Annotated in this window: 25 protein-coding genes and 1 tRNA gene; 16 read left to right on the plus strand and 10 right to left on the minus strand. The window is 64.1% G+C overall.

Going from position 1 to position 23,284, the window contains the following annotated elements; translation table 11 throughout:
- Positions 1 to 226: 226 nt before the first annotated feature.
- The gene (parA, locus tag T331_RS0111790) at positions 227 to 856 is read right to left on the minus strand and encodes a ParA family partition ATPase (protein WP_008493659.1); all 630 of its coding nucleotides are present in this window, start codon (positions 854 to 856) and stop codon (positions 227 to 229) included.
- 28 nt (positions 857 to 884) lie between these two features.
- On the opposite strand from parA, the gene T331_RS18210 reads away from it, so the two are divergent.
- The 3 genes from T331_RS18210 to T331_RS0111805 all read left to right on the plus strand — a co-directional run bounded on the left by T331_RS18210 (position 885) and on the right by T331_RS0111805 (position 5,403).
- Positions 885 to 2,231: an NAD(P)H-hydrate dehydratase gene (locus tag T331_RS18210; protein ID WP_081822231.1), complete on the plus strand. Its 1,347-nt coding sequence runs from the start codon at positions 885 to 887 to the stop codon at positions 2,229 to 2,231.
- 198 nt (positions 2,232 to 2,429) lie between these two features.
- Complete coding sequence (locus tag T331_RS19225) at positions 2,430 to 2,963, plus strand: RcnB family protein (protein WP_051622342.1); 534 nt, start codon at positions 2,430 to 2,432, stop codon at positions 2,961 to 2,963.
- Between the two features lie 82 nt (positions 2,964 to 3,045).
- Positions 3,046 to 5,403 (plus strand): transketolase, encoded by a 2,358-nt coding sequence (locus T331_RS0111805; protein WP_026440154.1) that lies wholly within the window; start codon positions 3,046 to 3,048, stop codon positions 5,401 to 5,403.
- 138 nt (positions 5,404 to 5,541) lie between these two features.
- Here the strand turns inward: T331_RS0111805 and T331_RS0111810 are convergent, their stop codons facing one another.
- The 7 genes from T331_RS0111810 to hslV form a co-directional block, all read right to left on the minus strand.
- The gene (locus T331_RS0111810) at positions 5,542 to 6,930 is read right to left on the minus strand and encodes an MFS transporter (RefSeq protein WP_026440155.1); all 1,389 of its coding nucleotides are present in this window, start codon (positions 6,928 to 6,930) and stop codon (positions 5,542 to 5,544) included.
- 80 nt (positions 6,931 to 7,010) lie between these two features.
- The gene (locus T331_RS0111815; protein ID WP_008493665.1) at positions 7,011 to 7,283 is read right to left on the minus strand and encodes a hypothetical protein; all 273 of its coding nucleotides are present in this window, start codon (positions 7,281 to 7,283) and stop codon (positions 7,011 to 7,013) included.
- On the minus strand, positions 7,280 to 7,747 hold the full coding sequence (locus T331_RS0111820; RefSeq protein WP_035180037.1) for a hypothetical protein: 468 nt from the start codon (positions 7,745 to 7,747) through the stop codon (positions 7,280 to 7,282). Before T331_RS0111820 ends, T331_RS0111815 begins: the two co-directional genes overlap by 4 nt.
- 20 nt (positions 7,748 to 7,767) lie before the next feature.
- A complete protein-coding gene (locus T331_RS0111825) occupies positions 7,768 to 8,277 on the minus strand; it encodes a demethoxyubiquinone hydroxylase family protein (protein WP_026440157.1) in 510 nt (169 codons plus the stop codon).
- A complete protein-coding gene (locus tag T331_RS18220; protein ID WP_051622343.1) occupies positions 8,277 to 8,747 on the minus strand; it encodes a disulfide bond formation protein B in 471 nt (156 codons plus the stop codon). The genes T331_RS0111825 and T331_RS18220 overlap by 1 nt, the downstream gene beginning before the upstream one ends.
- Positions 8,748 to 8,908: 161 nt before the next feature.
- Positions 8,909 to 10,225, minus strand: coding sequence for an ATP-dependent protease ATPase subunit HslU (gene hslU, locus T331_RS0111835; RefSeq protein WP_026440158.1), 1,317 nt, complete (start codon positions 10,223 to 10,225; stop codon positions 8,909 to 8,911).
- A complete protein-coding gene (hslV, locus tag T331_RS19960) occupies positions 10,226 to 10,777 on the minus strand; it encodes an ATP-dependent protease subunit HslV (protein WP_026440159.1) in 552 nt (183 codons plus the stop codon). It abuts the gene before it with no gap.
- A 196-nt stretch (positions 10,778 to 10,973) separates the two neighbouring features.
- Between hslV and T331_RS0111845 the strand changes: the two genes are divergently transcribed.
- The 3 genes from T331_RS0111845 (at position 10,974) to T331_RS0111855 (ending at position 13,403) form a co-directional block, all read left to right on the plus strand.
- The gene (locus tag T331_RS0111845; protein ID WP_008493672.1) at positions 10,974 to 11,864 is read left to right on the plus strand and encodes a helix-turn-helix transcriptional regulator; all 891 of its coding nucleotides are present in this window, start codon (positions 10,974 to 10,976) and stop codon (positions 11,862 to 11,864) included.
- Between the two features lie 28 nt (positions 11,865 to 11,892).
- Positions 11,893 to 12,768 (plus strand): hypothetical protein, encoded by an 876-nt coding sequence (locus T331_RS0111850; RefSeq protein WP_026440161.1) that lies wholly within the window; start codon positions 11,893 to 11,895, stop codon positions 12,766 to 12,768.
- Between the two features lie 89 nt (positions 12,769 to 12,857).
- A complete protein-coding gene (locus T331_RS0111855; RefSeq protein ID WP_026440162.1) occupies positions 12,858 to 13,403 on the plus strand; it encodes a nucleoside 2-deoxyribosyltransferase in 546 nt (181 codons plus the stop codon).
- A gap of 24 nt (positions 13,404 to 13,427) precedes the next feature.
- Here T331_RS0111855 and T331_RS0111860 read toward each other — a convergent pair whose 3' ends face one another.
- Complete coding sequence (locus T331_RS0111860; protein ID WP_008493675.1) at positions 13,428 to 14,114, minus strand: response regulator transcription factor; 687 nt, start codon at positions 14,112 to 14,114, stop codon at positions 13,428 to 13,430.
- Positions 14,115 to 14,210: 96 nt separating this feature from the next.
- On the opposite strand from T331_RS0111860, the gene ribA reads away from it, so the two are divergent.
- Both ribA and T331_RS0111870 read left to right on the plus strand, forming a co-directional pair.
- The gene (gene ribA / locus T331_RS0111865; protein WP_035180040.1) at positions 14,211 to 15,332 is read left to right on the plus strand and encodes a GTP cyclohydrolase II; all 1,122 of its coding nucleotides are present in this window, start codon (positions 14,211 to 14,213) and stop codon (positions 15,330 to 15,332) included.
- Positions 15,325 to 15,816, plus strand: a complete 492-nt coding sequence (locus T331_RS0111870) for a L,D-transpeptidase family protein (protein WP_026440164.1) — start codon at positions 15,325 to 15,327, stop codon at positions 15,814 to 15,816. The genes ribA and T331_RS0111870 overlap by 8 nt, the downstream gene beginning before the upstream one ends.
- A gap of 4 nt (positions 15,817 to 15,820) precedes the next feature.
- Here T331_RS0111870 and T331_RS18225 read toward each other — a convergent pair whose 3' ends face one another.
- Positions 15,821 to 16,273, minus strand: a complete 453-nt coding sequence (locus T331_RS18225) for a DUF805 domain-containing protein (RefSeq protein WP_051622345.1) — start codon at positions 16,271 to 16,273, stop codon at positions 15,821 to 15,823.
- Between the two features lie 122 nt (positions 16,274 to 16,395).
- On the opposite strand from T331_RS18225, the gene lepA reads away from it, so the two are divergent.
- The 8 genes from lepA (at position 16,396) to T331_RS0111910 (ending at position 23,284) form a co-directional block, all read left to right on the plus strand.
- On the plus strand, positions 16,396 to 18,201 hold the full coding sequence (gene lepA, locus T331_RS0111880) for a translation elongation factor 4 (RefSeq protein ID WP_008493679.1): 1,806 nt from the start codon (positions 16,396 to 16,398) through the stop codon (positions 18,199 to 18,201).
- Positions 18,202 to 18,333: 132 nt separating this feature from the next.
- Positions 18,334 to 18,424 (plus strand) — tRNA-Ser (locus T331_RS0111885).
- A gap of 126 nt (positions 18,425 to 18,550) precedes the next feature.
- Positions 18,551 to 19,792, plus strand: a complete 1,242-nt coding sequence (locus T331_RS0111890; protein WP_081822233.1) for a tyrosine-type recombinase/integrase — start codon at positions 18,551 to 18,553, stop codon at positions 19,790 to 19,792.
- Positions 19,785 to 20,591, plus strand: a complete 807-nt coding sequence (locus tag T331_RS19965; RefSeq protein WP_162173901.1) for a hypothetical protein — start codon at positions 19,785 to 19,787, stop codon at positions 20,589 to 20,591. Before T331_RS0111890 ends, T331_RS19965 begins: the two co-directional genes overlap by 8 nt.
- A gap of 192 nt (positions 20,592 to 20,783) precedes the next feature.
- Entirely contained in the window at positions 20,784 to 20,978 is a 195-nt protein-coding gene (locus T331_RS20620) for a helix-turn-helix domain-containing protein (RefSeq protein ID WP_081822234.1), read from the plus strand.
- Between the two features lie 7 nt (positions 20,979 to 20,985).
- A complete protein-coding gene (locus T331_RS19970; protein WP_211248724.1) occupies positions 20,986 to 21,654 on the plus strand; it encodes a hypothetical protein in 669 nt (222 codons plus the stop codon).
- A gap of 484 nt (positions 21,655 to 22,138) precedes the next feature.
- Positions 22,139 to 22,498 (plus strand): hypothetical protein, encoded by a 360-nt coding sequence (locus tag T331_RS0111905; protein ID WP_026440166.1) that lies wholly within the window; start codon positions 22,139 to 22,141, stop codon positions 22,496 to 22,498.
- Positions 22,499 to 22,513: 15 nt separating this feature from the next.
- The gene (locus T331_RS0111910) at positions 22,514 to 23,284 is read left to right on the plus strand and encodes a hypothetical protein (RefSeq protein ID WP_155992704.1); all 771 of its coding nucleotides are present in this window, start codon (positions 22,514 to 22,516) and stop codon (positions 23,282 to 23,284) included.

Raw genomic sequence — 23,284 nt, forward strand, 5'->3', positions numbered from 1 at the left:
TAGCATCTGATTCGATGCCTACGTTTCTTGGCTCCCTAAACTTGGCGGCTGGCATTAACTGCCCCGTTCTCCAATCTGCTCCATTTCGGAGCATTTTGATGACGGTTATGTGCCACGGGTGCGTTCATGGCGGAAAAAAGGCAGGCTGACAACCCCCGAGATGCTGTTTTTTGCAGGATAACAGCGTTAACAAGAATTTTCTTTCATGCCGCTCTCCGGTGACAAATCAGCCAAGAAGCGCACGCAGAGCCTGCACCGCCGCGCGCACCTCCTCGGCCGCCTGGGTGGTGGCACCGGCTTCGGTCACGCCCAGCCCGTCGGCAAAAGCGTTGGCGTAGCCGGCGCGGTTTGCCAGCGCCACCGGCAACAGGGTCAGCCGCCGCGCCGCGATCTCCGCCTCCAGCCGCTTGCGCAATTTCGAGGCGGCGGGGGCGCGGTTGAACAAAAGTGCAGCCGGGCGTCGCTCCTCCGCCGCCAGCTTCAGCGTCCCCTCCGCCGCCCAGAGATCGGGCGGGGCCGGGTTCATCGGCACCAGCACCAGATCCGCGCCGCGAATCGCCCGCCTGGCATCGCTGTCGATCACTGGCGGCGTATCCACCAGCACGTAATCATGGCTGGATTTGAGCTTCTCCAGCTCATTCGCCAGCCGCCAGCCGGACACGGCGATCACCTCCAGGCCGGGATTGGCCTTCGCCGCGCCCTCCCGCAGCCGGCCCCAGGCGGTCAGGCTGCCTTGCGGATCGATATCCAGCAGCGCCACCCGCCCTTGCTCGGCCAGGGCGGCGCCGAACTGTGCCGCGATCATGGTCTTGCCGGCACCGCCTTTTTGCTGTGCAACCGCGATAATCTGTCCCATCTAAAGCCTCCTGCCTCAGGTGGAGTAAATGGCATATTCGTTTGAACGGCCAGAGAATTTTGCGGGTGCGTTGCTGACCCCGGCGGAGATGGGCGCGGCCGACGCCCGGGCTGGAGACGGCGCGGCGCTGATGCAGGCGGCCGGGCGGGCGGTGGCGCGCGCCATCCTGCAACGCATCCGCCCCACGCGCACGCTGGTGCTGGCCGGGCCGGGCAAGAATGGCGGCGATGGCCATGTCGCCGCATCCTATCTGGCGCGGGCCGGCTGGCATGTGCGGGTCAAGTCCCCCGGCGAGGCGACTCCGGATGATGTCGCCCGCGCCGGGCTGGTCATCGATGCCTTGTTCGGCGCCGGGCTGTCGCGGGACCTGGATGCGCATTGCACCGCCCTGCTGCGCGCCGCGAAACGGCTGGTCGCCATCGATGTGCCGTCCGGGCTGGACGGCGCCACCGGCCAGATTCGCGGCTTTGCGCCGCAGGCGGAATTCACCGTCACCTTCGTGCGCAAGAAGCCCGGCCATCTGCTCTATCCGGGGCGCGGCCTGTGCGGGGAGGTGCTGCTGCGCGATATCGGCCTGCCCGACTCCATCATTGCCGGGCTCGCGCCGCGCTGCTGGGAGAACAGCCCGGCCCTGTTCACCCTGCCCCTGCGCGCGCCCACCGGCCATAAATATGGCAGCGGCGAGGTCACCCTCCTCTCCGGCAGCCTGCCCGGGGCAGCGCGGCTGGCGGCGATGGCGGCGCGCCGGGCCGGGGCAGGCATGGTCAGCATCGCCGCGCCCGATGCCGCCGCCCTGCCCGAAGCCGGCATCATGCTGCGGCGGGAGCCTTTGGCAGAGCTGTTACAGGATCAGCGCCGGCAAAACTGGGTGGTCGGGCCGGGGCTTGGCATCGATGCCGCCGGCCCCGCCCTGGCGGCGCTGCTGGCGGCGGGGGACAGGCGCATCGTCGCGGATGCGGACGCGCTGACCGCCTGCGCCGGGGCGCCGGAGCGTCTGCGCGGTGTCACCGTCATCACCCCGCATGAGGGCGAGTTCACCCGCCTGTTCGGCGCCATCGGCCCGGACAGGCTGGGCGCCGCCCGCGCCGCCGCCGCGCGCATCGGCGCGGTTCTGGTGCTGAAAGGGCCGGATACGATCATCGCCGCCCCGGATGGCGAGGCCGTCATCAACGCCAACGCCCCGCCTTGGCTCGCCACCGGCGGCACGGGCGACGTGCTGGCCGGGCTGATCGCCGCCCTGCTGGCGCGCGGCATGGCCCCCTTCGCCGCCGCCTGCGCCGGGGTCTGGCTGCATGGCGCGGCCGCCACCAAGATCGGGCCGGGCCTGCTGGCGGAGGATCTGCCGGCGCAGCTCGGCCCGCTGGCGCAAGGATGACTTCACCCCGCGCCCGGCCACCGCCGACGCGCCCATTGGCAAAGGCTGAGCCGGCAGGCCGGTTGACCGAAAATAGGTCAAAGTCTACGACATAATCTCGCCGCAATGGAGAAAAATTTTATCACAAAATCCATTTGCCCTGGCCTGGAATTGCCCTTTTCCACCCCAATACTCCTGTCATCGAAAGGAGACGCAGTCATGCGCTTTAGTAAAACTTTCCTCTCCGGTGTCGCCGCGCTGGCCCTGCTGGCCGGCCCGGCCCTGGCCCAGCCCGACCATGGCGGCCCGGATGGCGGCCAGCCGCATGGCGCCCCGCAAGGCGAGAATCACGGCGGTCCGCAGGGTGGCAATCACAGCGCGCCGCAGGGTGGAGACCATGGCGGGCCGCAGGGCGGCCAGCATAACGGGTCCGGCTTCTTCGGCCTGCAGGGGGACAACCACGGCGCCCCGCAAGGCGGCGACCACCGCCCGCCCGCCGACCACCGCCCGCAAGGCGCCGAATATCATGGCGGCCCGCAATACCGCGACGGCCCCAGCGGCCCGGATGGTCACTGGGCGCGGGGCGACCATTTCAACGGCGCGCGCCGGGTAGTGCCGCATGACGAGTGGGACCGCTACCATCTGCATCGCCCGCCGCCGGGCTATGAGTGGGTGAATTATAACGGCCAGTTCCTGATGATCGCGATCAGCAGCGGCATCATCGCCAGCATCATCGCCGGCTCGGCTTATTAAAGCCGTCGCCCCTGCCATAACCCCGCCCGCAAGGGCGGGGTTATGCATTCCATGTTGACGCAAAAGGCATTATAATGCCGGTATGAATGAGATGCGGCCGCTCGGGCACAGCACGGGAACCTTGGAAACATTGGCGGCCATCGAGCGCAAGCTGCTCTGGCTGTCCTCCTGGATCATCCATAACGCCAACCATATCCGCCCCAACCTCACCGCCGAGAAGGTCGGCGGGCATCAGGCCAGCTGCGCCTCCGTCACCTCGATCATGACGGCTTTGTATTTCGATGCGCTGCGCCCGCAGGATCGCGTCGCCGTCAAACCCCACGCCTCGCCGGTGCTGCATGCGGTGAATTACCTGCTCGGCCGGCAAAGCCGGGAGAAGCTGGAGCTGTTCCGCCAGTTCGGCGGCGCCCAGGCCTATCCGTCGCGGGCCATGGATGGCGCCGAGATCGATTTCTCCACCGGCTCGGTCGGGCTCGGCGTCGCCATCACCAGCTTCTCGGCGCTGATCCAGGATTACGTGCAGGCGCATGAGATGCTGCCCGCAGGCGCCAAACGCGCCCGCAATGTCGCCGTCGCCGGCGATGCCGAGCTGGATGAGGGCAATATCTACGAGGCCTTGCTGGAGGGCTGGAAGCATGACGTCCGCGATGTCTGGTGGGTGGTGGATTGCAACCGCCAGAGCCTGGACTCGGTGATGCCGGACCGCCTCTTCGGCCGCTTCGAGGGCCTGTTCCGCGACATGGGCTGGCGCGTGGTGACGCTGCGCTATGGCCGCGCCTTGCAGGAGGTTTTCACCCGCCCCGGCGGCAGCGCCCTGCGCGCCTGGCTGGATGACTGCCCCAACTCCGTCTACTCGGCACTCACCTTCCAGGGCGGCCCGGCCTGGCGCGAGGCGCTGCTGCGCGATATCGGCCGCAGCCGCCCGCTGCGCGCCTTGATCGACCCGCTGGACGATGCGGCGCTGGCGGCGCTGATGACCAACCTCGCCGGGCATGATCTCGGCACCCTCACCGGTGCCTTCTCCCAGGCCGCCAGTTCCGACCAGCCGACCCTCTTTCTCGCCCACACCATCAAGGGCAACGGCCTGCCGCTGGCCGGGCATAAGGACAACCATGCCGGGCTGATGACGCCCGAGCAGATGGACGAATTCCGCGCCGCCATGAAGATCCGCCCCGGCCATGAATGGGACCGGCTGGAAGGGCTGGAGGACCCGCACCGGATCGAGCGCTTCATCAACGAAGCCCCCTACGCGCAGCCGCTCTCCCCGGCCGGGCGTCGGCTCACCGCCCCAGCCGTGCCGGTGCCCGCCACCCTGCCCGGCCCGCGCACCGCCGGGCGCAAAATGAGCACCCAGGCCGGGTTCGGCGAAATCCTCTCCGAAATCGGCCGCGCCCAGGGCGAGAGCAAGGCGCTCTCGCAGGCCATCGTCACCTCCAGCCCGGATGTGGCCACCTCCACCAACCTCACCTCCTGGATCAATCGCCGCTCGATGTTCGCCCGCAAGGCGCAGGAGGATGTGTTCCGCAAGAGCAAGGTCGCCTCGATGGTGCGCAAGGACATGCATCCCGGCGGCCAGCATATCGAGCTGGGCATCGCCGAGCAGAGCCTGTTCCTGCTGCTGGGCGCCGCCGGGCTGGCGCAGGATCTATACGGCACAAGGCTGCTGCCGGTGGGCACGGTGTACGACCCCTTCGTCAATCGCGGCCATGACGCGCTCTATTATGCCTGTTACCAGGATGCGCGCTTCCTGCTGGTCTCCACCCCGTCCGGAATCACGCTGGCGGCGGAAGGCGGGCAGCACCAGGCCACCAATACCCCGCTGCTGGGCATCGTGCAGGACAAGCTGGCCACCTTCGAGCCGGCCTATTGCGACGAGCTGCGCATCATGATGCGCCATGCCTTCGAATATATGCAGAAACCGGACGGCTCGGCGGTCTGGCTGCGCCTCTCCAATTTCGCCCTGCCGCAGCCGGTGCGCACGCTGAACGAGGCGCATGTGATCGCCGGCGCGCATTGGATCACCCGGCCCGCCCCGGGTGCGTCCATCGCCATCGCCTATCAGGGCCCGATGGCGGCGGAGGCGGAAAAGGCCTTCGCCCTGCTGCGGGAGGATGTGCCCGAGGCCGGGCTGCTCGCCATCACCAGCCCGAACCGGCTCTATGCCGGCTGGCGCGCCGCCCAGCGCCAGCGCCGCGCGGGGGAAAAGGCGACATCGCATATCGAGGATATTCTCGCCCCTCTGGCCCCCGGATCGGCGCTGGTGACGGTGCTGGATGGCCACCCGGCGGCGCATAGCTGGCTTGGCGCGGTGCGTGGCCAGCGCGTGATGGCGCTGGGGCCGGACCATTTCGGCCAGTCCGGCACGGTGGCGGAGCTGTACCGGGAATATGAGATGGACGCCGACGCCATCCTGGATGCCTGCGCCGAAGCACTGGCCTGAAGTTTCAAAAGTTTTTTGGTGCCGCTTTTTTACAAAAAAGCGGCAAAAGCGTTCGGGGTGTTGGCACCGTCGTCGTCACCACCCCGGACGTTCGTGGGAACTTTTTGAAAAAAGTTCCCACACCCTCAAAAACTTCCGCTAATTTTCCTGCTTCGCCAACACCCGCGACAGGCTGCACCCCGCCGCCACATAGGCGGTGAACGCCGCCAGCGCCAAACAAGTCTGCGTCGGCATCGGATGCGCCAACCCCAGCGTCAGCGCCACCAGCATGCCCCCAATCGTCTGCCCGAACAGCCGCGCCACCGAGATCATCCCCGAGGCCCCGCTGATCCGCTGTTTCGGCGCCGTCATCAGCATCGCCTTGTTGTTCGGCGGCTGCAGCATCGAAAACCCGGTGCCGGCCAGATAAATCCGCCACATGATGTTGAGGTCGCTCGGGTCATGCGGCAGCAACCGCAGCAGCAGAAACCCGGTACCGCAAATCACCATCCCCAGCGTCGAGAGCATCGCCGCCGGATACCGATCCGTCAGCCGCCCGATGATCGGCGCCGAAAGCACGATCGCCACCGGCCAGGAGGTGATCACCAGCCCCGTCTCCGCCGGGCCGCGATGCAGCACATCGGTCAGGTTGAAGGGCATCGAGATCATGAAGAAATTCGAGGCCACGAACGACAGAAACCCGGTGACGAAGGCAATCGAAAAGCCGCTGCGCGCCAGCAGATCCACCGGCAGCAGCGGGTTGGCGCGGGTCAGCTGCAGCCGCACCAGCAGCGCCATCGCCACCGCCCCGACCAGGATCAGCCCCAGCCCCTGCGCGGCGCCCCCGCCCTGGGCGAAATTATCGCCGCCCATGACGATGCCCGAAAGCCCGAGCGCCAGCAGCACCACGCTCAGCAGATCCAGCCGCGCCGGCGTTTGCGGGGTGCGCGGCAGCGAGGTGATCGCGAAATAGAACGCCAGCGCCCCCAGCGGCAGATTGATCAGGAACAGCCATTTCCAGCTCGCGAAGGACAGCACGAGGGCGGCCAGAGACGGCCCCAGCGCCACCCCGAGCGCGATGGTCAGGCCGTTCAAGGCAATGCCCCGCCCGAGCAGATTGGCGGGGTAGATATAGCGGATCAATGCGGCATTCACGCCCAGAATACAGGCCGCCCCCACGCCCTGCACCGCGCGCGCCAGCGCCAATTCCGGCAGGGTCTGCGACATCGCGCATAATAATGACGCGGCCGAAAACACCAACAATCCCAGCACGCACATGCGCGCATGGCCAAAGCGCTCCCCCAGGCTCGCCACCGGCAGCAGCGCGATCAAATTCGCCAGCTGGTAGGCATTCACAATCCAGATCGCCGCGGAATTGCTGGTATGGACGTCATGCGCGATGGTGGGCATCGCGATATTCACCACCGTATAATCCACCGCGGACAGCAAAACCGCCATGGCAACAGCGATCATCGCCCGCATACGCGCGTGCTTGGGAAGGCCGTCAGGCAAAGGCGGCGCGGCTTGCTGGGCCAGTGTTGCGGACATATTTCCCGCTTACTGGGCAAGCCGCCTGAAAAACAGGGTTTTTCTTCGGGAGGCTGCCATGCGGGCGCTAGGCCTGGCGCCTAATCCTCAGGTATCTCCGCGTGCCAAATCTCGATGAACCCGGCCTGGTAGCAGCCGGCCGAAAACGCGTTATGCAGATTTTCCAGCTCCGGCTCGATATCTTCCTCCAGGCTGGCATCCACCATCGCCCAATAGAAGCGCGCCAGAACCCGCGCCTGCTCGGCACTCTCCACCCGCCCGGCGGTCAAAATCGCCGCCGCCGCCGCATCGCCCAGCGTGCGGGCATAGTCCAGCGCCAATTGCCGGTCAGCCTCAAAGCGAAACGGGATCAAAGTGCCACCTGCGCATCCCGGATCACCGCCATCCGATCGCCGAGCCTGATCAGCTTATCGCGCAGTTCCTCCACCCGCATGGTCGCGGTCACGCACAGCAGATAATGCTGCGGGTCCTTCTCATCTGCCACGAATTCCAGCCCGTCCGGCAGATCCATCTCGGACAGCACCCAGTACACCGAAATCTGCTTGCCCGGATTGCGCTTGGATTTCAGCCTGTGGATACCTTTAAGATGCTGCCAATGCGCGGAGAAGGAGAGCCCATGGCAGCGCGAGGGTAAAATCCATTTCCCATCGCCAGAAAACATATAATCATCGCGCTGAATGCCGCAGATCAACTGCCGGCTGGAGGAGCTTTCCGTATACAGTGTCGGATGCTCCCCAGCCGTAATCGGCCGGGCGAACCATTTTTCCAAGCGGGCAAGATACTCACGCAGATCCTGCAAGGTTCTGTACTGGTCCATCCCCGCCTCCCGTTTATTGGTTAAACCGCCTCGCTGATCTTGATCGCCGCCTTGCAGCCGGCCTTGATCAGCCCGGTCAGCAATTTATAGGCCGGCGCCTGCTCGGCGCCGTGCTCCAGCCCGATATCGCGATGCTCCAGCTCTTCCAGCCGGAAGCGCTCGATCGTCTCCGCCAGCTCCTGCTCGCCTTCGGGCAGCGCGTCGCGCTGGGCGGCGTAATGCTCGTCGATGGTCTCCTCCACCGCCACGGTGCAAGCCATCGCCGCCTTCTCGCCCAGCGCCGCGGTCAGCGCACCGAGCGCGAAACCGGCCACATGCCAGATCGGCAGCATCGCCGTCGGGCGGGAGCGCCGCGCGGCGATCAGCCCTTCGAAGGTCTGCTTATGCACCGTCTCCTGCTCCAGCATGTGGCGCAGCAGATCACCCTTCGGCCCGCGCCCCAGCACCGCCAGCTGCCCGGCATAGATGCGCTCGGCGCCATATTCGCCGGCATGGTCCACACGTACAAACCGCTTGATCGTCTCGTCCATCACCGCCTCCGCTTCGGCCGCCCCCCCGCCATGCTGAAAAACAGCACGGTCAAGATAATGGCGGCACAGAAATCCATCTGCGCCATCGAGATCGGGACCCCGGCCAGCAGATGCACCGGCCGGTCACACGGCACCGCCGGCGTCATCGGCAGCGCCGCCCCCGGGGTGAGCATGCCATTGCACTCCGGCAAGGGCGATGGCCACCAGCCGAACTCCACGCCGACATGCAGCCCGGCAATGAAAATATCCGCCAGCATCGCCAGCCCGGCCAGCCCCAGCAGCACCCGACCGAACCGCCCGCCGAACAGCAGCGCTAGCAGCCCCAGCAGGATGACGATGCGGTAGGGCCAGCGCTCCATCAGGCACAGCTCGCACGGCACCAGATGCAGCCCATATTGGGCGAAATACGCGACACCGAGAGCGGCGGCGGCGAGGGCGACGGCGATCAATCCAGCCAGACGAACATTCATGCCCGCCTTTTGCTCCCTTTCGCGCCTGCCGCCAAGCTTCACCACGCCCCCGGCTTTTGCCGGCTAGAGCGCCCTGACCGTAAACGGTCAGCGCGCTCTAGCCCTTTGTTTTGGCGAGCAACTTTATGACCCTGAATGAGTCCAATCAGGGTCATGTTGCTCTACAAAATGAAACGCGACAGATCGCCCTTGCTGGCCAGCGGCGCCACTTTCTCATTCACATAGGCGGCGTCGATGGTGATCGCCTCGCCGGAACGGTCGGTGGCGGTGAAGGAAATCTCCTCCAGCATCCGCTCGATCACCGTCGCCAGCCGCCGCGCGCCGATATTCTCGACCCGCTCATTGATGTCGAAAGCGAGCGAGGCGATCTCATCCACCGCGTCATCCGCGAAGGTGAGATCCACCTTCTCAGTGCCCAGCAACGCCACCGACTGCTTCAGCAGCGAATGCTCGGTATCGGTGAGGATGCGCTTGAAATCATCGCGCGAGAGCGAGCTCAGCTCGACGCGGATCGGCAGCCGCCCCTGCAATTCCGGCAACAGGTCCGAGGGCTTGGCGACATGGAAGGCGCCCGAGGCGATGAACAGGATATAATCCGTCTTCACCGGCCCGTATTTGGTCGAGACCGTGGTGCCCTCGATCAACGGCAGCAGATCGCGCTGCACCCCCTCGCGCGAAACATCCCCGCCCTTGAAGCCGGCATCGGAGCGCGCGCAGATCTTGTCGATCTCATCGAGGAACACGATGCCGTTCTGCTCGGCATGCATCAGCGCGTCCTTGGTCAGCTGCTCGGTATCCAGGAGCTTGTCCGCCTCCTCGCGCTGCAAGGCACGGCGCGCATCCGGCACCAGCATTTTCTTCTTCTGGGCCTGCTTGCCAAACATGCCCTTCATCATGTCGCCAAGATTGATCGCCCCGCCCGGCGGCATGCCGGGCATATCCATCATGCCGATCGGCGTGCCCGGCGCCTCTGAAATCGACACCTCGATCTCCTTGTCCTCCAGCTCGCCGGCGCGCAGCATGCGGCGGAATTTCACCCGCGTATCGGCGGAGGCGCCTTCGCCCACCAGAGCGGTAATCAGCCGCTCCTCGGCGTTGAGTTCCGCCTTGGCTTCCACGCCCTTGCGGTTCTGCTCGCGCAGCATGGTGATGGAAGCTTCCACCAGATCGCGCACGATGCTCTCCACATCCCGGCCGACATAGCCGACCTCGGTGAATTTGGTGGCTTCCACTTTCAGAAACGGCGCCTGGGCCAGCTTGGCGAGGCGCCTGGCGATCTCGGTCTTGCCGCAGCCGGTCGGGCCGATCATCAGGATGTTTTTCGGCACCACCTCATCGCGCATCTCCTCCGGCAGCTGCTGGCGGCGCCAGCGATTGCGCAAAGCGATGGCCACGGCGCGCTTGGCGTCGTTCTGGCCGATGATGAAGCGGTCAAGCTCGGAGACGATCTCGCGGGGGGAATAAACGGGAATGTCCATTTAAATCGTTTCAACAACCAGGTTTTCGTTGGTGTAGATGCAGATGTCGGCGGCGATCTTCATCGCCCGGCGGGCGATCTCCTCGGCGGAGAGATCATCCACCGTCATCAGCGCGCGCGCGGCCGAGAGGGCGTAATTGCCGCCGGAGCCGATGGCGATGATGCCATCGGAGGGCTCCAGCACATCGCCATTGCCGGTGAGGGTAAAGCCCCTCTCCTTGTCGGCGACGATCAGCATCGCCTCCAGCCGGCGCAGATAGCGGTCCGTCCGCCAATCCTTCGCCAGCTCCACGCAGGCGCGCTCCAACTGGTTGGGAAACCGTTCCAACTTCGCTTCGAGCCGTTCCAGAAGGGTGAAGGCGTCAGCCGTGGCCCCGGCGAAGCCGGCGATCACGCTGCCATTGCCAATCCGCCGCACCTTGCGCGCGTTTCCCTTTACAACGGTGTTGCCGAGCGATACCTGCCCGTCCCCGGCCACGACAACCTGGCCATTGCGGCGAACGGACAAAATGGTGGTGCCATGCCAGCCCACCGGATCGTTATGCTCTGTCATGACCCAAGAGATGGCACCCGCCCCGGCGCCCGGCAAGGGGCGCGGTTTTTGCGCAAAACGCGCGGCAGACTGCCCAAAACCTGCCTGTCCGCAAAAGCTTTGTGCACTATATTACAAAATATTCGTGACTTCCCCTTTGTCCTTCGGCAAAAAAGTGCTAACGCGCGGCGATGGCTTCCGAATTGAACCAGACCCCATGACGCCGATCGACGAGTCCGAAATTCTCCCTGGCCTTGGCAAGCGCGTGAAATTGCTGCGCGCCCGCAGGGGCATGACGCGCCGGGTACTGGCCGGCGAGGCGGATGTATCCGAGCGGCATCTGGCCAATCTGGAATCGGGCACCGGCAATGTCTCGATTCTGGTGCTGGCGCAAGTCGCCCAGGCGCTGGATTGCTCCCTGGCCGAGCTGCTGGGCGATGAAACCACCTCCTCCCCGGAATGGCTCTCCATCCGCCGGCTGCTGCATGGGCGCGAGCCGAGCGAGATCGCCCGCGCTTTGCAGGGTTTGAGCGACATGTTCGGCAATAGCCGCCCGCATGGCGGCGCCACACGGCATCACCGCATCGCGCTGGTGGGCTTGCGCGGGGCGGGCAAATCCACGCTCGGGCAGATGGTGGCGGCCAAGCTCGGCTATCCGTTCGTCGAGCTGCGGCTGGAAATCACCCGGCTGGCCGGCTGTGCGCCTGCGGAAATCCAGGCCCTCTACGGCTCCAACGCCTATCGCCGCTATGAGCGCCAGGCGCTGGAGGATACGCTGCAGACCTACCCGTCCTGCGTCATCGCCACCGCCGGCGGGCTGGTGAGCGACAATGCCACCTTCGATCTGCTGCTGAATAACTGCCTCACCGTCTGGCTGCAGGCCACGCCTGAGGATCATTTCACCCGCGTGCTGGCCCAGGGCGATCTGCGCCAGCTGCCCGGCAACCGCAACGGCGTCGAGGATATCCGGCTGACGCTGGAAAGCCGTGTCGGCTTCTACGCCAAGTCCGACCTCGCCTTTAACACTTCGGGCAAGACGCTGGATGAAGCCTTTGACGGTCTGATGGGGATGCTGCGCCAGCATGCCTGGGCGGCCGAGGCCGTCTAGACCGCCTATCGCGCACGCGGCTTTGACCATGCAGAGCCCGCCCAACCCGTTTTACGATCCAGACTGGCCGGCACTGGCGCGGGCCGCGCAACAGGCGCTGGCCACGGCACGCGCCGCCGAGGCGCAGGCGCCGCTGGGCAGCCCCGCCCATCATCTCGCCCTCGCCGCGCTGGACGCGGCCCGCCAGGACGCCCAGCGCGCCCAGCGCGCCGCCTTCCCCCTCATCGCCGACTATGCCGCCTGGCGCTTCTCGAACCTGCCCGACGCCAAGGACGGGTTTTCCGTGCTGCCGGACCCGGCCAGTTTCGAGAGCCTGGCGGCGGTGGATCAGGCCTGCATCAGGCTGCTGCGCCAGCGCCAGGAGGGGGCGGATGTCAGCGCCATTCTGCTGCGCGACGGCCAGCCCGCCAGCCTCACGGCCTTCGCCGACCCGGCCGGGTTGCTCTCCAGCTGGCGGCAATTCGGCAGCAACGGGCCGGAGGCCCTGGTCAGCGCCTGCGAGCTGGGCGAGGCCATCCATCTCTGCATCGCGCATCGTTGGGGCGGCATCGGCCCCAACTCCAATGCCCGCTATCTGCACGCCGCCAGCCAGCTGGCGCAGGAGACGATCCTGCTGCGCCTGCCGGCGGCGGCGATCCTGTTCCGGGATGAGGGCTACCGCCTCGCCGCCAACCGCGAGACGCTGCGCGCCGCCAACCGCATCGCGGCGCGGCTGGTGTTCTACCGCCATCTGCTGCCCGGCGCCGGGCAGCGCGAGGAATTCGCCCGGGTGACTCTGGTCTGGAACGGGGCGCGCTGCATCGAGCCGGATTGGGAGGCGGAGATCTATGGCAGCCTGCCGCTGCCGTTGCGCGCCACCCTGTTCGCCGCCCCCGCCCCGGCGCCGCGCCTGCCCGGCGGCTGAGCGAGAGAATCGGCGCGGAGCGGCCCTGTGATGCTGGCCAACCGGCGTCTCCCCTTGACCGGCACCGCCCGCCCCGCAAATCCTGCGTCATGGCTGTTCCGAAACTCTATCTCGCCGGGCCGGACGTGTTCCTGCCCCATGCCGCCGCGATGGCGCAGGCCAAGCGCGATCTCTGCGCCGCCCATGGGCTGGAGGGCATCGCCCCCTTCAACCCAAATCTCGACCTCAACCGCCCCGCCGCCGAGCTCTGGCGGGCGATCTACGCTGATGATCTGCGGATGATGCGCGAAAGCGATGCGATCCTCGCCAACCTCACCCCGTTTCGCGGCGCCTCGGCGGACGCCGGCACGCTGGTCGAGCTGGGCTGGTTTCTCGGCCAGGGCAAGCCGGTCTTCGGCTATTCCAACTCGGCGCAAAACTTCGCCACCCGCGCCGGGGCGCAGATCGAGGCGGTGGGCGACGCCCTGCCCGGGCTGATCATCGAGGATTTCGGCTGCGCCGATAATCTGATGATCGAGGGCAGCCTGAGCCTGCCGCTCACTTTGCCCGCGGACGGGCTCGGCCGCCCCTTCGATTCGCTGGAAATTTTCGAAATCTGCCTGGCCCGCGTCGCGGACTGGTTCCGGCGCGTCTAAATAAAAATTAGCGCCCCCATTGCGCTAAGCGTTCAAACTATACCCGCCGCCATCGGTGACCAGCAGCTTGGCATTCTGCGGGTCCGCCTCGATCTTCTGACGCAGCCGGTAGACATGCGTCTCCAGCGTATGGGTCGAGACGCCCTCATTATAGCCCCAGACCACTTCCAGCAGCGTCTGCCGCGGCACCGGCTTGCCGGCGCGGTAGAGATGCTTGAGAATCGCCGCCTCCTTGTCGGTGAGGCGGATTTTGCCCCCCTTGGCATCCAGCAGCTGGCGCGCGGCGGGGCGGAAGCTGTAGGGGCCAAGCTTGATCTCGGCATCCTCGGAATTCTCGAAACTGCGCATATGCGCGCGCAGCCGCGCCAGCAGCTCATTCAGTCGGAAGGGCTTGGCGAGATAATCATTGGCGCCGGACTCCATCCCCTGCACCACATCCTCTTCCTCGACCGAGGCGGTGAGCATGAGAATCGGCGCCTTGAGGCCACGGGCGCGCAGGCGCTTGCAGAATTCCCGCCCGTCCCCGTCCGGCAGCCCGACATCGAGCAGCAGCGCATCATAGCGTTTGCCATTGGCGAGCCGGGTCTCCGCTTCGGCGAGGCTTCCCGCCTCTTCGGGCGCGAATTCGCCGTTGACCTGCAATTGCTCGGCGAGCGCCGTGCGCAGCGCCACGTCGTCGTCAACCAGCAGGATCGGTCGCGGGTCCGCCATGTTCGACTCCCTTGATATCTGAACAAATTCTAGCCCGTTTTCGCCTACCTGTCAGCCTCTCTGGCCAGATCCGCGGCGGCTCACTATTTTAAACAAATGAATTCGCCGTTGCGTTCCGTTCAAGCCCCTCTCGGCACCCCCCGCACCCGGGCGGTGCACCGCGCCATCGCCGATGCCAGGCGCGGCGTGCCGGTGGTGCTGGCCGCGCGCAAGCCGCTGATCATCGCCCCGGCGGAGACGGTGGGCGCGGAAGGGCTGCGGCTGATCGATCTTCTCTCCACCGGCCCGGCTTCCCTGCTGCTCGCCCCCTCCCGCGCCGCCGCGGTGCTGCAACATGATGTGCCGGAAACCGCTCCCGCCATCGCGCTGGAGCTGGCCCGGCCGCTGATCGACGCGCAGACCCTGAAACGCGCCGCCGACCCGACGATGGAACAGATCCTGCCCCGCTTCTCCACCATCGAAGCCCCGGACGAAGCCACCGCCGCCCTGGCGCTGGGCAAGCTCGCCCGCCTGCTGCCGGCGATGGTGGTGGCCCCGGTGCGCCCCGGCTGGGCCACACGCCGCGAAGGCGCGGATTTGCTCACCGTCCCCGCCGCCGATCTGCTGGCCTATCCGCTGGAGCTGGCCTCCACCTTGATGAAGGTGGCCGAGGTCTCGGTGCCGCTGGACGCGGCGCGCGACGCCAGGCTGGTCGCCTTCCGGGCGCTGGACCAGGGCATCGAGCACATGGCCATCCTGGTCGGCACGCCGGAGACGCAGGACGCCCCGCTGGTGCGGCTGCATTCGGAATGTTTCACCGGCGATCTCTTGGGATCATTGCGCTGCGATTGCGGCCCGCAGCTGCAAGGGGCGATTGCCCGCATGGGCCAGGAGGGCAACGGCGCGGTGCTGTATCTGGCCCAGGAGGGGCGCGGCATCGGGCTGATCAACAAGCTGCGCGCCTACACGCTGCAGGATCAGGGGCTGGACACGCTGGATGCCAACCGGGCCCTGGGCTGGCAGGCGGATGAGCGCAATTTCCACATCGCCGCCGCCATGCTGGAGGCGCTGGGGATCGAGAAGATCCGCCTGCTGACCAACAACCCGGAAAAGGTCGAAAGCCTCGCCGCCTGCGGCATCAATATCGTCGAGCGTGTGCCGCACCAGTTCGAGGCCAATGGCGTCAATGATTCCTATCTGGAGACGAAAGCCAAACGCTTCGGCCATCTGCTTGGTTGAGTTCATCCTGCAAGGCGAGACGCTGCGCGGCGCCGGGCTGACCTTGCGCGCCGCCCATGGGCGCGGCGGCATCACCGCCCAGAAACGCGAAGGCGATGGCGCCACCCCCGCCGGGCTGCTGAAACTGGTGCGCGTGCTCTACCGCGCCGACCGCCTGCCCCCGCCGCGCTGCGCGGTGCCGCTGGAGCCGCTCTCCCCGTCCGATGGCTGGTGCGACGACCCGGCGGACAAAGCCTATAACCAGCCCGTCCGCCTGCCCTTCGGCCCCAGCCATGAGGCGCTGTGGCGCGAGGATGGGGTCTACGACATCATCGGCGTGCTGGACTGGAACCTCGCCCCCATCGTGCCGGGCCGCGGCTCCGCCATCTTCTTCCACATCGCCACCCCGGACTACGCCCCGACGGCGGGCTGCGTGGCGCTGAACCGGCGCGACATGCAGACCGCCCTGGCGGCGGGGTTGAGCGCGATCCGCGTGCCCGGTTGAAGCTTCAGCCCTGCTTGGAGCGCTGAAACGAGAAAATCAGAATGGTGAGGCTCAGCCCCAACGACACCAGATCCAGCAGCAGCGCCACCAGATCTGCCGCGATGCCGGGATCATGCCGCATGGCGACCATCCAGATCGAGCGCGCGACATGGGCCAGGAAGGAAATCAACACCCACCAGCCCGAATGGCCGGCATCGTGCAGCCGGCGTACCTGCAGGCTGATGGCGGGAAGGATCGTGCCCAGAAACATCAGCCCAAAAAGCGCCGCGAACAGCTCCGCCACCAGCTTCAAGCCCGAGCCGTCATGCACTCCAATCGCCATGACGCCGAAAATACCCAGCCCCATCAGCAACAGAAGGATCCAGAGCTGAAACCACCAATAGGCCGGGCGCGTCGCCCTGCCGGAAAAATTGAAATAATTCGCGTAACCGGCCTTGATGGCGCCAACAAACCCCATAACAACCTCGAATTATTAACGGTTTGGCAATGCTTCACCGAAACCCGCTATTCGCGCAAGGGGCGGCGGCTTTTCCAAAGCCCTTATCGACGCGCCCCCCCAAAATGCCCTAAAGACCCGCCATGACCGGCACACCTCTCGACCTGATCCGTAATTTCTCCATCATCGCCCATATCGACCATGGCAAATCCACCCTGGCCGACCGGCTGATCCAGCATTGCGGCGGCCTCACCGCGCGCGAGATGACCGAGCAGGTGCTCGATAATATGGAGATCGAGAAAGAGCGCGGCATCACCATCAAGGCGCAGACCGTGCGCCTCGAATACCCGGCCTCGGACGGCAAGACCTATGTGCTCAACCTGATGGACACGCCCGGCCATGTCGATTTCGCCTATGAGGTCAGCCGCTCGCTGGCCGCCTGCGAGGGCTCGCTGCTGGTGGTCGATGCCTCCCAGGGCGTGGAGGCGCAGACGCTCGCCAATGTCTACCAGGCGCTGGATGCCAATCACGAGATCGTCCCGGTGCTCAACAAGGTCGATCTGCCGGCCGCCGACGTGCCGAAGGTGAAGCAGCAGATCGAGGATGTGATCGGCATCGACGCCTCCGAGGCGGTGGAAATCTCCGCCAAGACCGGCCTCAATATCGAAGGCGTGCTGGAGGCACTGGTCGCCAAGCTGCCGCCGCCGCAGGGCCAGGAAGATGCGCCGCTGCAGGCGCTGCTGGTCGATTCATGGTACGACCAATATCTCGGCGTCGTCATCCTGGTGCGCATCAAGAACGGCGTGCTGCGCCGGGGCCAGAAGATCCGCATGATGTCCACCGGCGCCGTGCATCCGGTCGAGCAGCTCGGCGTGTTCACGCCGAAGATGCGCGCGGTCGAGGCGCTCGGGCCGGGCGAGATGGGCTACATCACCGCCGCCATCAAGACCGTCGCGGATTGCAATGTCGGCGACACCATCACCGATGATCGCCGCCCGGCCAGCGAGGCCCTGCCCGGCTTCAAACCCTCCATCCCGGTGGTGTGGTGCGGGCTGTTCCCGGTCGATGCCGATGATTTCGAGAAATTGCGCGAGAGCCTGGCGAAGCTGCGCCTCAACGATGCCAGCTTCCATTACGAGGCCGAGACCAGCGCGGCGCTGGGCTTTGGCTTTCGCTGCGGCTTCCTCGGCCTGCTGCATCTGGAAATCATCCAGGAGCGCCTCTCCCGCGAGTTCGACCTCAATCTGATCGCCACCGCCCCGTCGGTGGTCTATCACGTGTTCAAGACCAACGGTGAGATGGAGCCGCTGCACAACCCGGCCGACATGCCGGATGGCTCGATCATCGACCATATCGAAGAGCCCTGGATCAAGGCGACGATCATGGTGCCGGATGATTATCTCGGCTCCATCCTCACCCTCTGCTCGGAGCGGCGCGGCCAGCAGCTCGACCTCACCTATGTCGGCAACCGCGCCATGGCGGTCTATAAACTGCCGCTGAACGAGGTGGTGTTCGATTTCTATGACCGGCTGAAATCGGTCAGCCGCGGCTATGCCAGCTTCGATTATTCGCTGGAGGATTACGCCGAATCGGATCTGGTGAAGATCTCCATCCTGGTGAATGCCGAGCCGGTGGACGCGCTCTCCTTCATCGCCCATCGCTCCCAGGCGGAAAGCCGGGGCCGCTCCATCTGCGGCAAGCTGAAGGAGCTGATCCCCAAGCAGCTGTTCAAGATCGCCATCCAGGCCGCGATTGGCGGGCGGGTGATCGCGCGCGAGACCATCTCCGCCCTCTCCAAGGACGTGACGGCGAAATGCTATGGCGGCGATATCAGCCGCAAGCGCAAGCTGTTGGAGAAGCAGAAAGAGGGCAAGAAGCGCATGCGCCAGTTCGGCAAGGTGGAAATCCCGCAGAGCGCCTTCCTGGCGGCCCTCAAGATGGACGCCTAAACCACTGTTTTCAAAATGTTTTTGCTAAAAAACGCCACCCGGCTCCGGCGGGGTGGCGTTTTTTTCGCCCATCCCCCCCGCCCCCCTTGGCAGGCGGGGTGAGTTTGGGTAGAGAGTGCCCCACCGCGCGCTGGACAGATGGCCGAGCGGCTTAAGGCGCACGCTTGGAAAGCGTGTGTACGTTAATAGCGTACCCAGGGTTCGAATCCCTGTCTGTCCGCCACCTACCCTTGAATTCCACGGCACATAAACGAAAAAAACCAAGGAAAACAAGGGTTTTTAAAATCTCTACAGGCGCATAATTGACCATACTTGCCAGGGCGTGACGCTCTGGCGTATGGTCTGATATATGGTACAGATCGACGCCATCGACGCAAAACCAGCGCCAGCCGGACGGCTTTTAAACCGTCTGAAAGCCATCGAAATTGATCGCCTTCCAACCGGCTTTCACGCCGATGGCGGAGGGCTTTACCTTTCGGTAAAACCATCCGGCGCGCGATCCTGGATTTTTCGCTTTCACGATAATGGCCGGCTGCGCGACATGGGGCTTGGCCCGACGCATACTGTCCCGCTTCAAACTGCCCGGCGCCTGGCGCTGGAAGCGCGCCAAGCGCGCCTTGCCGGGATCGACCCGATAGCCCGGAAATCACACGCGCGCCGCCAGGCGGCAGCGGAAGCGGCGCGCGCCGTCACGTTCAACAAGGCGGCCGAACTGTATATCGACGCGCATGCGCCGGGATGGAGCAATGCAAAGCACGCAGCGCAGTGGCGCGCCACGCTCGAGGCTTATGCGTTTCCGGTCATCGGGCGCCTGCCGGCCGCCGATATCGATACTGCCGCGGTGCTCGAGATTTTGCAGCCCATATGGACCACGAAGCCCGAAACCGCCGGCCGTGTTCGCGGCCGGGTTGAAGCCATCCTTGACTATGCAAAGTCGCGTGGCTGGCGCGACGGTGAAAACCCGGCCCGGTGGCGCGGCCATCTCGACCATCTGCTACCGTCGCGCGCGAAAGTCGCCAAGGTTGAGCACCACGCCGCGTTGCCATACGCGGAGGTGATGGCCTTCATGGAGCGTGCGGCCGAGATCGAAGCTATCAGCGCCTTCGCGCTTCGCTTCCTGATCCTGACGGCCGCGCGCACCAGCGAAATTTTGGGCGCCAGGTGGGGCGAAATAGACCTCGAGGCGCGGGTCTGGTCGATACCTGCCGAACGTATGAAAGCGCGCCGCGCGCATCGCGTGCCACTATCAGACCAGGCGATGCAGATCCTCGAAACCGTGGCGCCGCTGGGTCGGGAAGATGATTCTCCGGTATTTCCTGGCCAGCAACCCGGCCGACCGCTCTCAAACATGGCCATGCTCAAATTGCTGGCCAGGATGGGCCGCAGTGACGTGACCGCCCATGGCTTCCGGTCCGCTTTCCGCGATTGGGCGGCCGAAGAGACGGATTTCGCGCGCGAGGTTGCCGAAATGGCGCTGGCGCATGCCGTGGGCAATCAGGTCGAGGCCGCCTACCGACGCGGCGATCTTTTCGCCAAGCGCGCCGAACTGATGGCCGCATGGGCCAATTACGTGGCGCCGTCGCGTGGATAAGCCCAAGCGCGGCCGGCCGCCAAGGGGCGCTCAGAAGGCGGATACCGCGCTAGAAACCGCTGAGGATTATGCGCGCGAGGCGCGCGCTTGTATGGAGGCTCAGCGAACAAACGGCGCATGGGGTCTATCCTGGTCAGCGCCATTGTTCACGGCAGCCGAGGTTAATTTGGCCCGCGATGCTGCGGCGCTGCCTTATGCCGAGGGCTGTACGGACGAAGCAGTCGCATGGGCTCTATCTCAACATTTCGCCCAGGCCGCCGAATTGGCAGTCAGCTGGACGGCGCGCGGGCCAGATCGCTTGCGCACCGAGCGGTTGAGAAAGGCTTCGTCTCAGATTTTGGCAGGCTTGGCAGGGCTTGGATATCATGCCGGTGCAGATCGCGAGACAATCTATTCCGAACTGGCCCACATGGCGCCATTTTGGCCGCTCTCAGTGGCCGAGTTTCCTCGATCTGTCGCGATAGCCGGAGCGCTCGCCGAGGCTGCTGAGCGAGCTGCAGGCGCCAAGGAGCCGCCTGTTTCGGAGGTAAGCCCGGCCGAGATGATCGGCAACGCGTTGGTGCAGGTGTTTCGGCAGGCATTTGGCGTTGACAAGCTGGGCTTGCGCAACGGTGCCGCAACTGGAGCCTTCACTAACTCACCTGCTCAAAAATGGGCAGAATCGATCATCAAAATAGCACCTGATCGCCTTCATGCTTGTTGCTCTGAGCCTCAATATCTTCAACGGATGTTGTGCAACTGCACTGCTAGAAATTTGCTCAAAGATGCACAAACCCGCTTGAACAAGCAAAAAATTTAAAGATTTCAGCGAGCATTTTCGTCTAGATCACCAGACCAAAACCAATTTAGCTTTGCCGCTGGGTTTTCTGGGTTTTTTAGTGGCACTTACTGGCGAGTAGAACTGAATAAATAAATCAGAATAAAATCCCACGACACCGCTAAAGGCTGACCATAATGATTTGCCCATGAACAACACGGCAAGGACGTGAACATGGGAAGTCGACACGTTTCGAAAACATCACCAAAAACCGCGCTACTGGTCACGGTGGACGAGGCAGAGCATCTGCTACGCGTATCAAAGAGAACCATCTCAAATTGGTGTGCTGATGGCCGTCTCGATGCGATCAAGATCGGTAACTGCAAACGCATCAAAATGGCTTCCATAAAGAAGCTAATCGGTGAATAGCAAAATGATGAAAACACAAAAAACCTTGGATATATCGCAATGTTTTTTGAACATCGCCGCCGTGAAGCTTTGCGGATTGCCTGAAGCTGGCTTGCTTCTGAAGCTGGCAATTTGCGCGGCTGAAAATTGCGTTTCGGTTTTCCGCATAGGTAATGAAGTGCTTTCCGAAATTGACATAGCGAAGCTATCAGCGGTTACGGAAACCGAATTGAAAGCAAATTTACCTTTGCTTTTGCAACGTGGGTTAATTTCGAAGGAAAGCGACGGCGCTATTTCGTTTCCTGGCCTTGTCGCGCTCGCTCGACGCTCTGAAATCAACAAAATCAATGGTAAAAAGGGTGGTAGGCCGAAGGCTGGAAAGGAATTAAACCAAAATGCAAGCGAACCTGCAAAAGTCGGTTCTATAGCTAAGCTAAGCTTAAGTAATAATATAAATATTATTACAGCTAAAGCTGACGTAGTTGAAAACCTAACAGTCGAAGTCTTGAAAGAAACTGGACTGGATCGGGCATCAGCATTTGCCGAAAACACGATCGGCAGGTGGCTGGGCCTTGGATACCAGCCAGACAAAATTCTCCAGGTCATCCGAGACCGCAGGCCGGCAAAGCCGGTGAAGCGGTTGGCGTGGTGGAATGAGGCCATGAAGCAGGCGCATGGGGTGGATCATGCCAAGTAAACCTCCGATGCACCGGCCGCACGGTTGGCGCTCTCGCGAGCAGCAGCTGAAATACCACGATGCGCTACGCGGAACATCCACCGAGCGCGGTTATGATTCTGCATGGCGAAAGCTTCGCGCTGAATTCCTGGCGGATTTTCCGAGGTGCTGCGTTGATGGATGTCGCGAGCCTGCGACGGTTGTTGACCACATCCAGAGCGTTCGGGATCGACCAGATTTGAGGCTGGTTCGGAGCAACCTCAGACCCATGTGCCACCGTCACCACTCGGCAAGAACGTCGCGAGACCAGTCGTGGAACCGCAAAAAGTAAAAAGAAGGATTTTCTCCGGTATGGGGTGGGGGTTTAAAAGGGCGGCAGATTTCATCCCGCCAACCACGTTTTCCCCTCACGCACACCGCCGCGAAATTGCTGAAAACATTTTTTTGGCATCATTTTTCTCTTTGATCGGCTTTTCATAGAAAATTGCCGCTTTGGTGCAACCCTATGTCTGCTGCTAAATTTGCTGCCGCTCTGGCCGCGCTTTCACCGGAAGATCAGCGCGTGGAACTCGAGATTCTCTTCGCGTGCATGTCATCCGCCGGCCGCCAGGCCACGCGCCGCGCCGCTTTGCGGAAGCTGGCGAAGCTGATTGCGCCAAGCGCTGCGCCATATCGCGCCGCGGTTGAGGTCGAGCGGGCGTTGCGTCGCTTCGAGCGCTCAAGGTGGCGAAAACTCAGCGCCACGCCGGTTGTGGTAGGCCCAGAGATCGACCGCCTCTGCCATCGAATTTGCCGCGCAGCCGGCGACGGCGCGGCCGTGCCTTCCTTGGCCACAATTCGGCGCGCGGTGGAAGAAACACAATGAGAACAATCAACTCCATTGCTCAAAGTGGCCATTTCCATTGCTCAAAGTGGCCATTGTTTTGGCAATCCGGGCGATTTAGATTTTTCTGGTGAGGGTCACATGAAGATTGTGGATTTTTTCGAATTCCTGAAACCAGATCGCGGCCCGGTGAAGGGTCGCGCCGCTGAAATCGAGGCGGCGCTGCGCGATCTGGCTGATCGCCGCGCGGCCGTCAAAGCGCGCGCCGCGACGGCCGCCGAGCGGCGCGAGATGGCACTGCTCTCTGCCAACGCAGTGTCAGCTGTCGCTAAGTTGGAGGCCGAAGACCGGGCGATTTCCATCGAGCTTGAGCAACTCGACCTCATCGAGCAACGTCTTATCGACCAGGCGGCGGCGGCACGCGATGCTGAGAAGCGCGCCCAGGGCCTCGAGCTGGCGCGCGATCTTGAGCGAGCGGTGGAGAAATATCACGCCGAGGCTTTGAAACTCTTGCCGCATGCGCGCGCCGCCATAGCGGCGCACGACCGCCTTATCGCAGCCGGTTTCCGCGAGGCTCACGGGTGGCAGCGTATCCCGGCTTACGCCGGCGGCGCTGTTGTGGTGGCGGAAGACATTATCGCGCGTTCCGTGGAAAACTACTTCAAAACGCTCGCGGGCTTTCGCGCCGTTCTGACCAGTGGGGCGGTCGCGGTAGATGCTGAGACGCGAATGACGTTCGCACCTTCCGAAACACTTCGGGAATTGCCGCCAATGTTTCGCACCGAAAAGCCGGCGCAGGAAATTTCAACGCAGATAAAGGAAATCTGA

The sequence above is a fragment of the Acidocella facilis ATCC 35904 genome (assembly GCF_000687875.1).
GTDB lineage: Bacteria > Pseudomonadota > Alphaproteobacteria > Acetobacterales > Acetobacteraceae > Acidocella > Acidocella facilis.

What these genes read in the sequence shown, in the direction of transcription:
- T331_RS0111805 (WP_026440154.1), top strand. Translation starts at nt 3,046, where the DNA reads ATGAATGAGATGCGGCCGCTCGGGCACAGCACGGGAACCTTGGAAACA.
- T331_RS0111860 (WP_008493675.1), bottom strand. Translation starts at nt 14,114, where the DNA reads ATGGCGGACCCGCGACCGATCCTGCTGGTTGACGACGACGTGGCGCTG.
- T331_RS18225 (WP_051622345.1), bottom strand. Translation starts at nt 16,273, where the DNA reads ATGGGGTTTGTTGGCGCCATCAAGGCCGGTTACGCGAATTATTTCAAT.
- T331_RS0111850 (WP_026440161.1), top strand. Translation starts at nt 11,893, where the DNA reads ATGCAGAGCCCGCCCAACCCGTTTTACGATCCAGACTGGCCGGCACTG.
- parA (WP_008493659.1), bottom strand. Translation starts at nt 856, where the DNA reads ATGGGACAGATTATCGCGGTTGCACAGCAAAAAGGCGGTGCCGGCAAG.
- T331_RS0111820 (WP_035180037.1), bottom strand. Translation starts at nt 7,747, where the DNA reads ATGGACCAGTACAGAACCTTGCAGGATCTGCGTGAGTATCTTGCCCGC.
- T331_RS19225 (WP_051622342.1), top strand. Translation starts at nt 2,430, where the DNA reads ATGCGCTTTAGTAAAACTTTCCTCTCCGGTGTCGCCGCGCTGGCCCTG.
- T331_RS0111825 (WP_026440157.1), bottom strand. Translation starts at nt 8,277, where the DNA reads ATGGACGAGACGATCAAGCGGTTTGTACGTGTGGACCATGCCGGCGAA.
- lepA (WP_008493679.1), top strand. Translation starts at nt 16,396, where the DNA reads ATGACCGGCACACCTCTCGACCTGATCCGTAATTTCTCCATCATCGCC.
- T331_RS18210 (WP_081822231.1), top strand. Translation starts at nt 885, where the DNA reads ATGGCATATTCGTTTGAACGGCCAGAGAATTTTGCGGGTGCGTTGCTG.
- T331_RS0111810 (WP_026440155.1), bottom strand. Translation starts at nt 6,930, where the DNA reads ATGTCCGCAACACTGGCCCAGCAAGCCGCGCCGCCTTTGCCTGACGGC.
- T331_RS18220 (WP_051622343.1), bottom strand. Translation starts at nt 8,747, where the DNA reads ATGAATGTTCGTCTGGCTGGATTGATCGCCGTCGCCCTCGCCGCCGCC.
- hslU (WP_026440158.1), bottom strand. Translation starts at nt 10,225, where the DNA reads ATGGACATTCCCGTTTATTCCCCCCGCGAGATCGTCTCCGAGCTTGAC.
- T331_RS20620 (WP_081822234.1), top strand. Translation starts at nt 20,784, where the DNA reads ATGGGAAGTCGACACGTTTCGAAAACATCACCAAAAACCGCGCTACTG.
- T331_RS0111905 (WP_026440166.1), top strand. Translation starts at nt 22,139, where the DNA reads ATGTCTGCTGCTAAATTTGCTGCCGCTCTGGCCGCGCTTTCACCGGAA.
- T331_RS0111855 (WP_026440162.1), top strand. Translation starts at nt 12,858, where the DNA reads ATGGCTGTTCCGAAACTCTATCTCGCCGGGCCGGACGTGTTCCTGCCC.
- T331_RS19970 (WP_211248724.1), top strand. Translation starts at nt 20,986, where the DNA reads ATGAAAACACAAAAAACCTTGGATATATCGCAATGTTTTTTGAACATC.
- T331_RS0111890 (WP_081822233.1), top strand. Translation starts at nt 18,551, where the DNA reads ATGGTACAGATCGACGCCATCGACGCAAAACCAGCGCCAGCCGGACGG.
- hslV (WP_026440159.1), bottom strand. Translation starts at nt 10,777, where the DNA reads ATGACAGAGCATAACGATCCGGTGGGCTGGCATGGCACCACCATTTTG.
- T331_RS0111845 (WP_008493672.1), top strand. Translation starts at nt 10,974, where the DNA reads ATGACGCCGATCGACGAGTCCGAAATTCTCCCTGGCCTTGGCAAGCGC.
- ribA (WP_035180040.1), top strand. Translation starts at nt 14,211, where the DNA reads ATGAATTCGCCGTTGCGTTCCGTTCAAGCCCCTCTCGGCACCCCCCGC.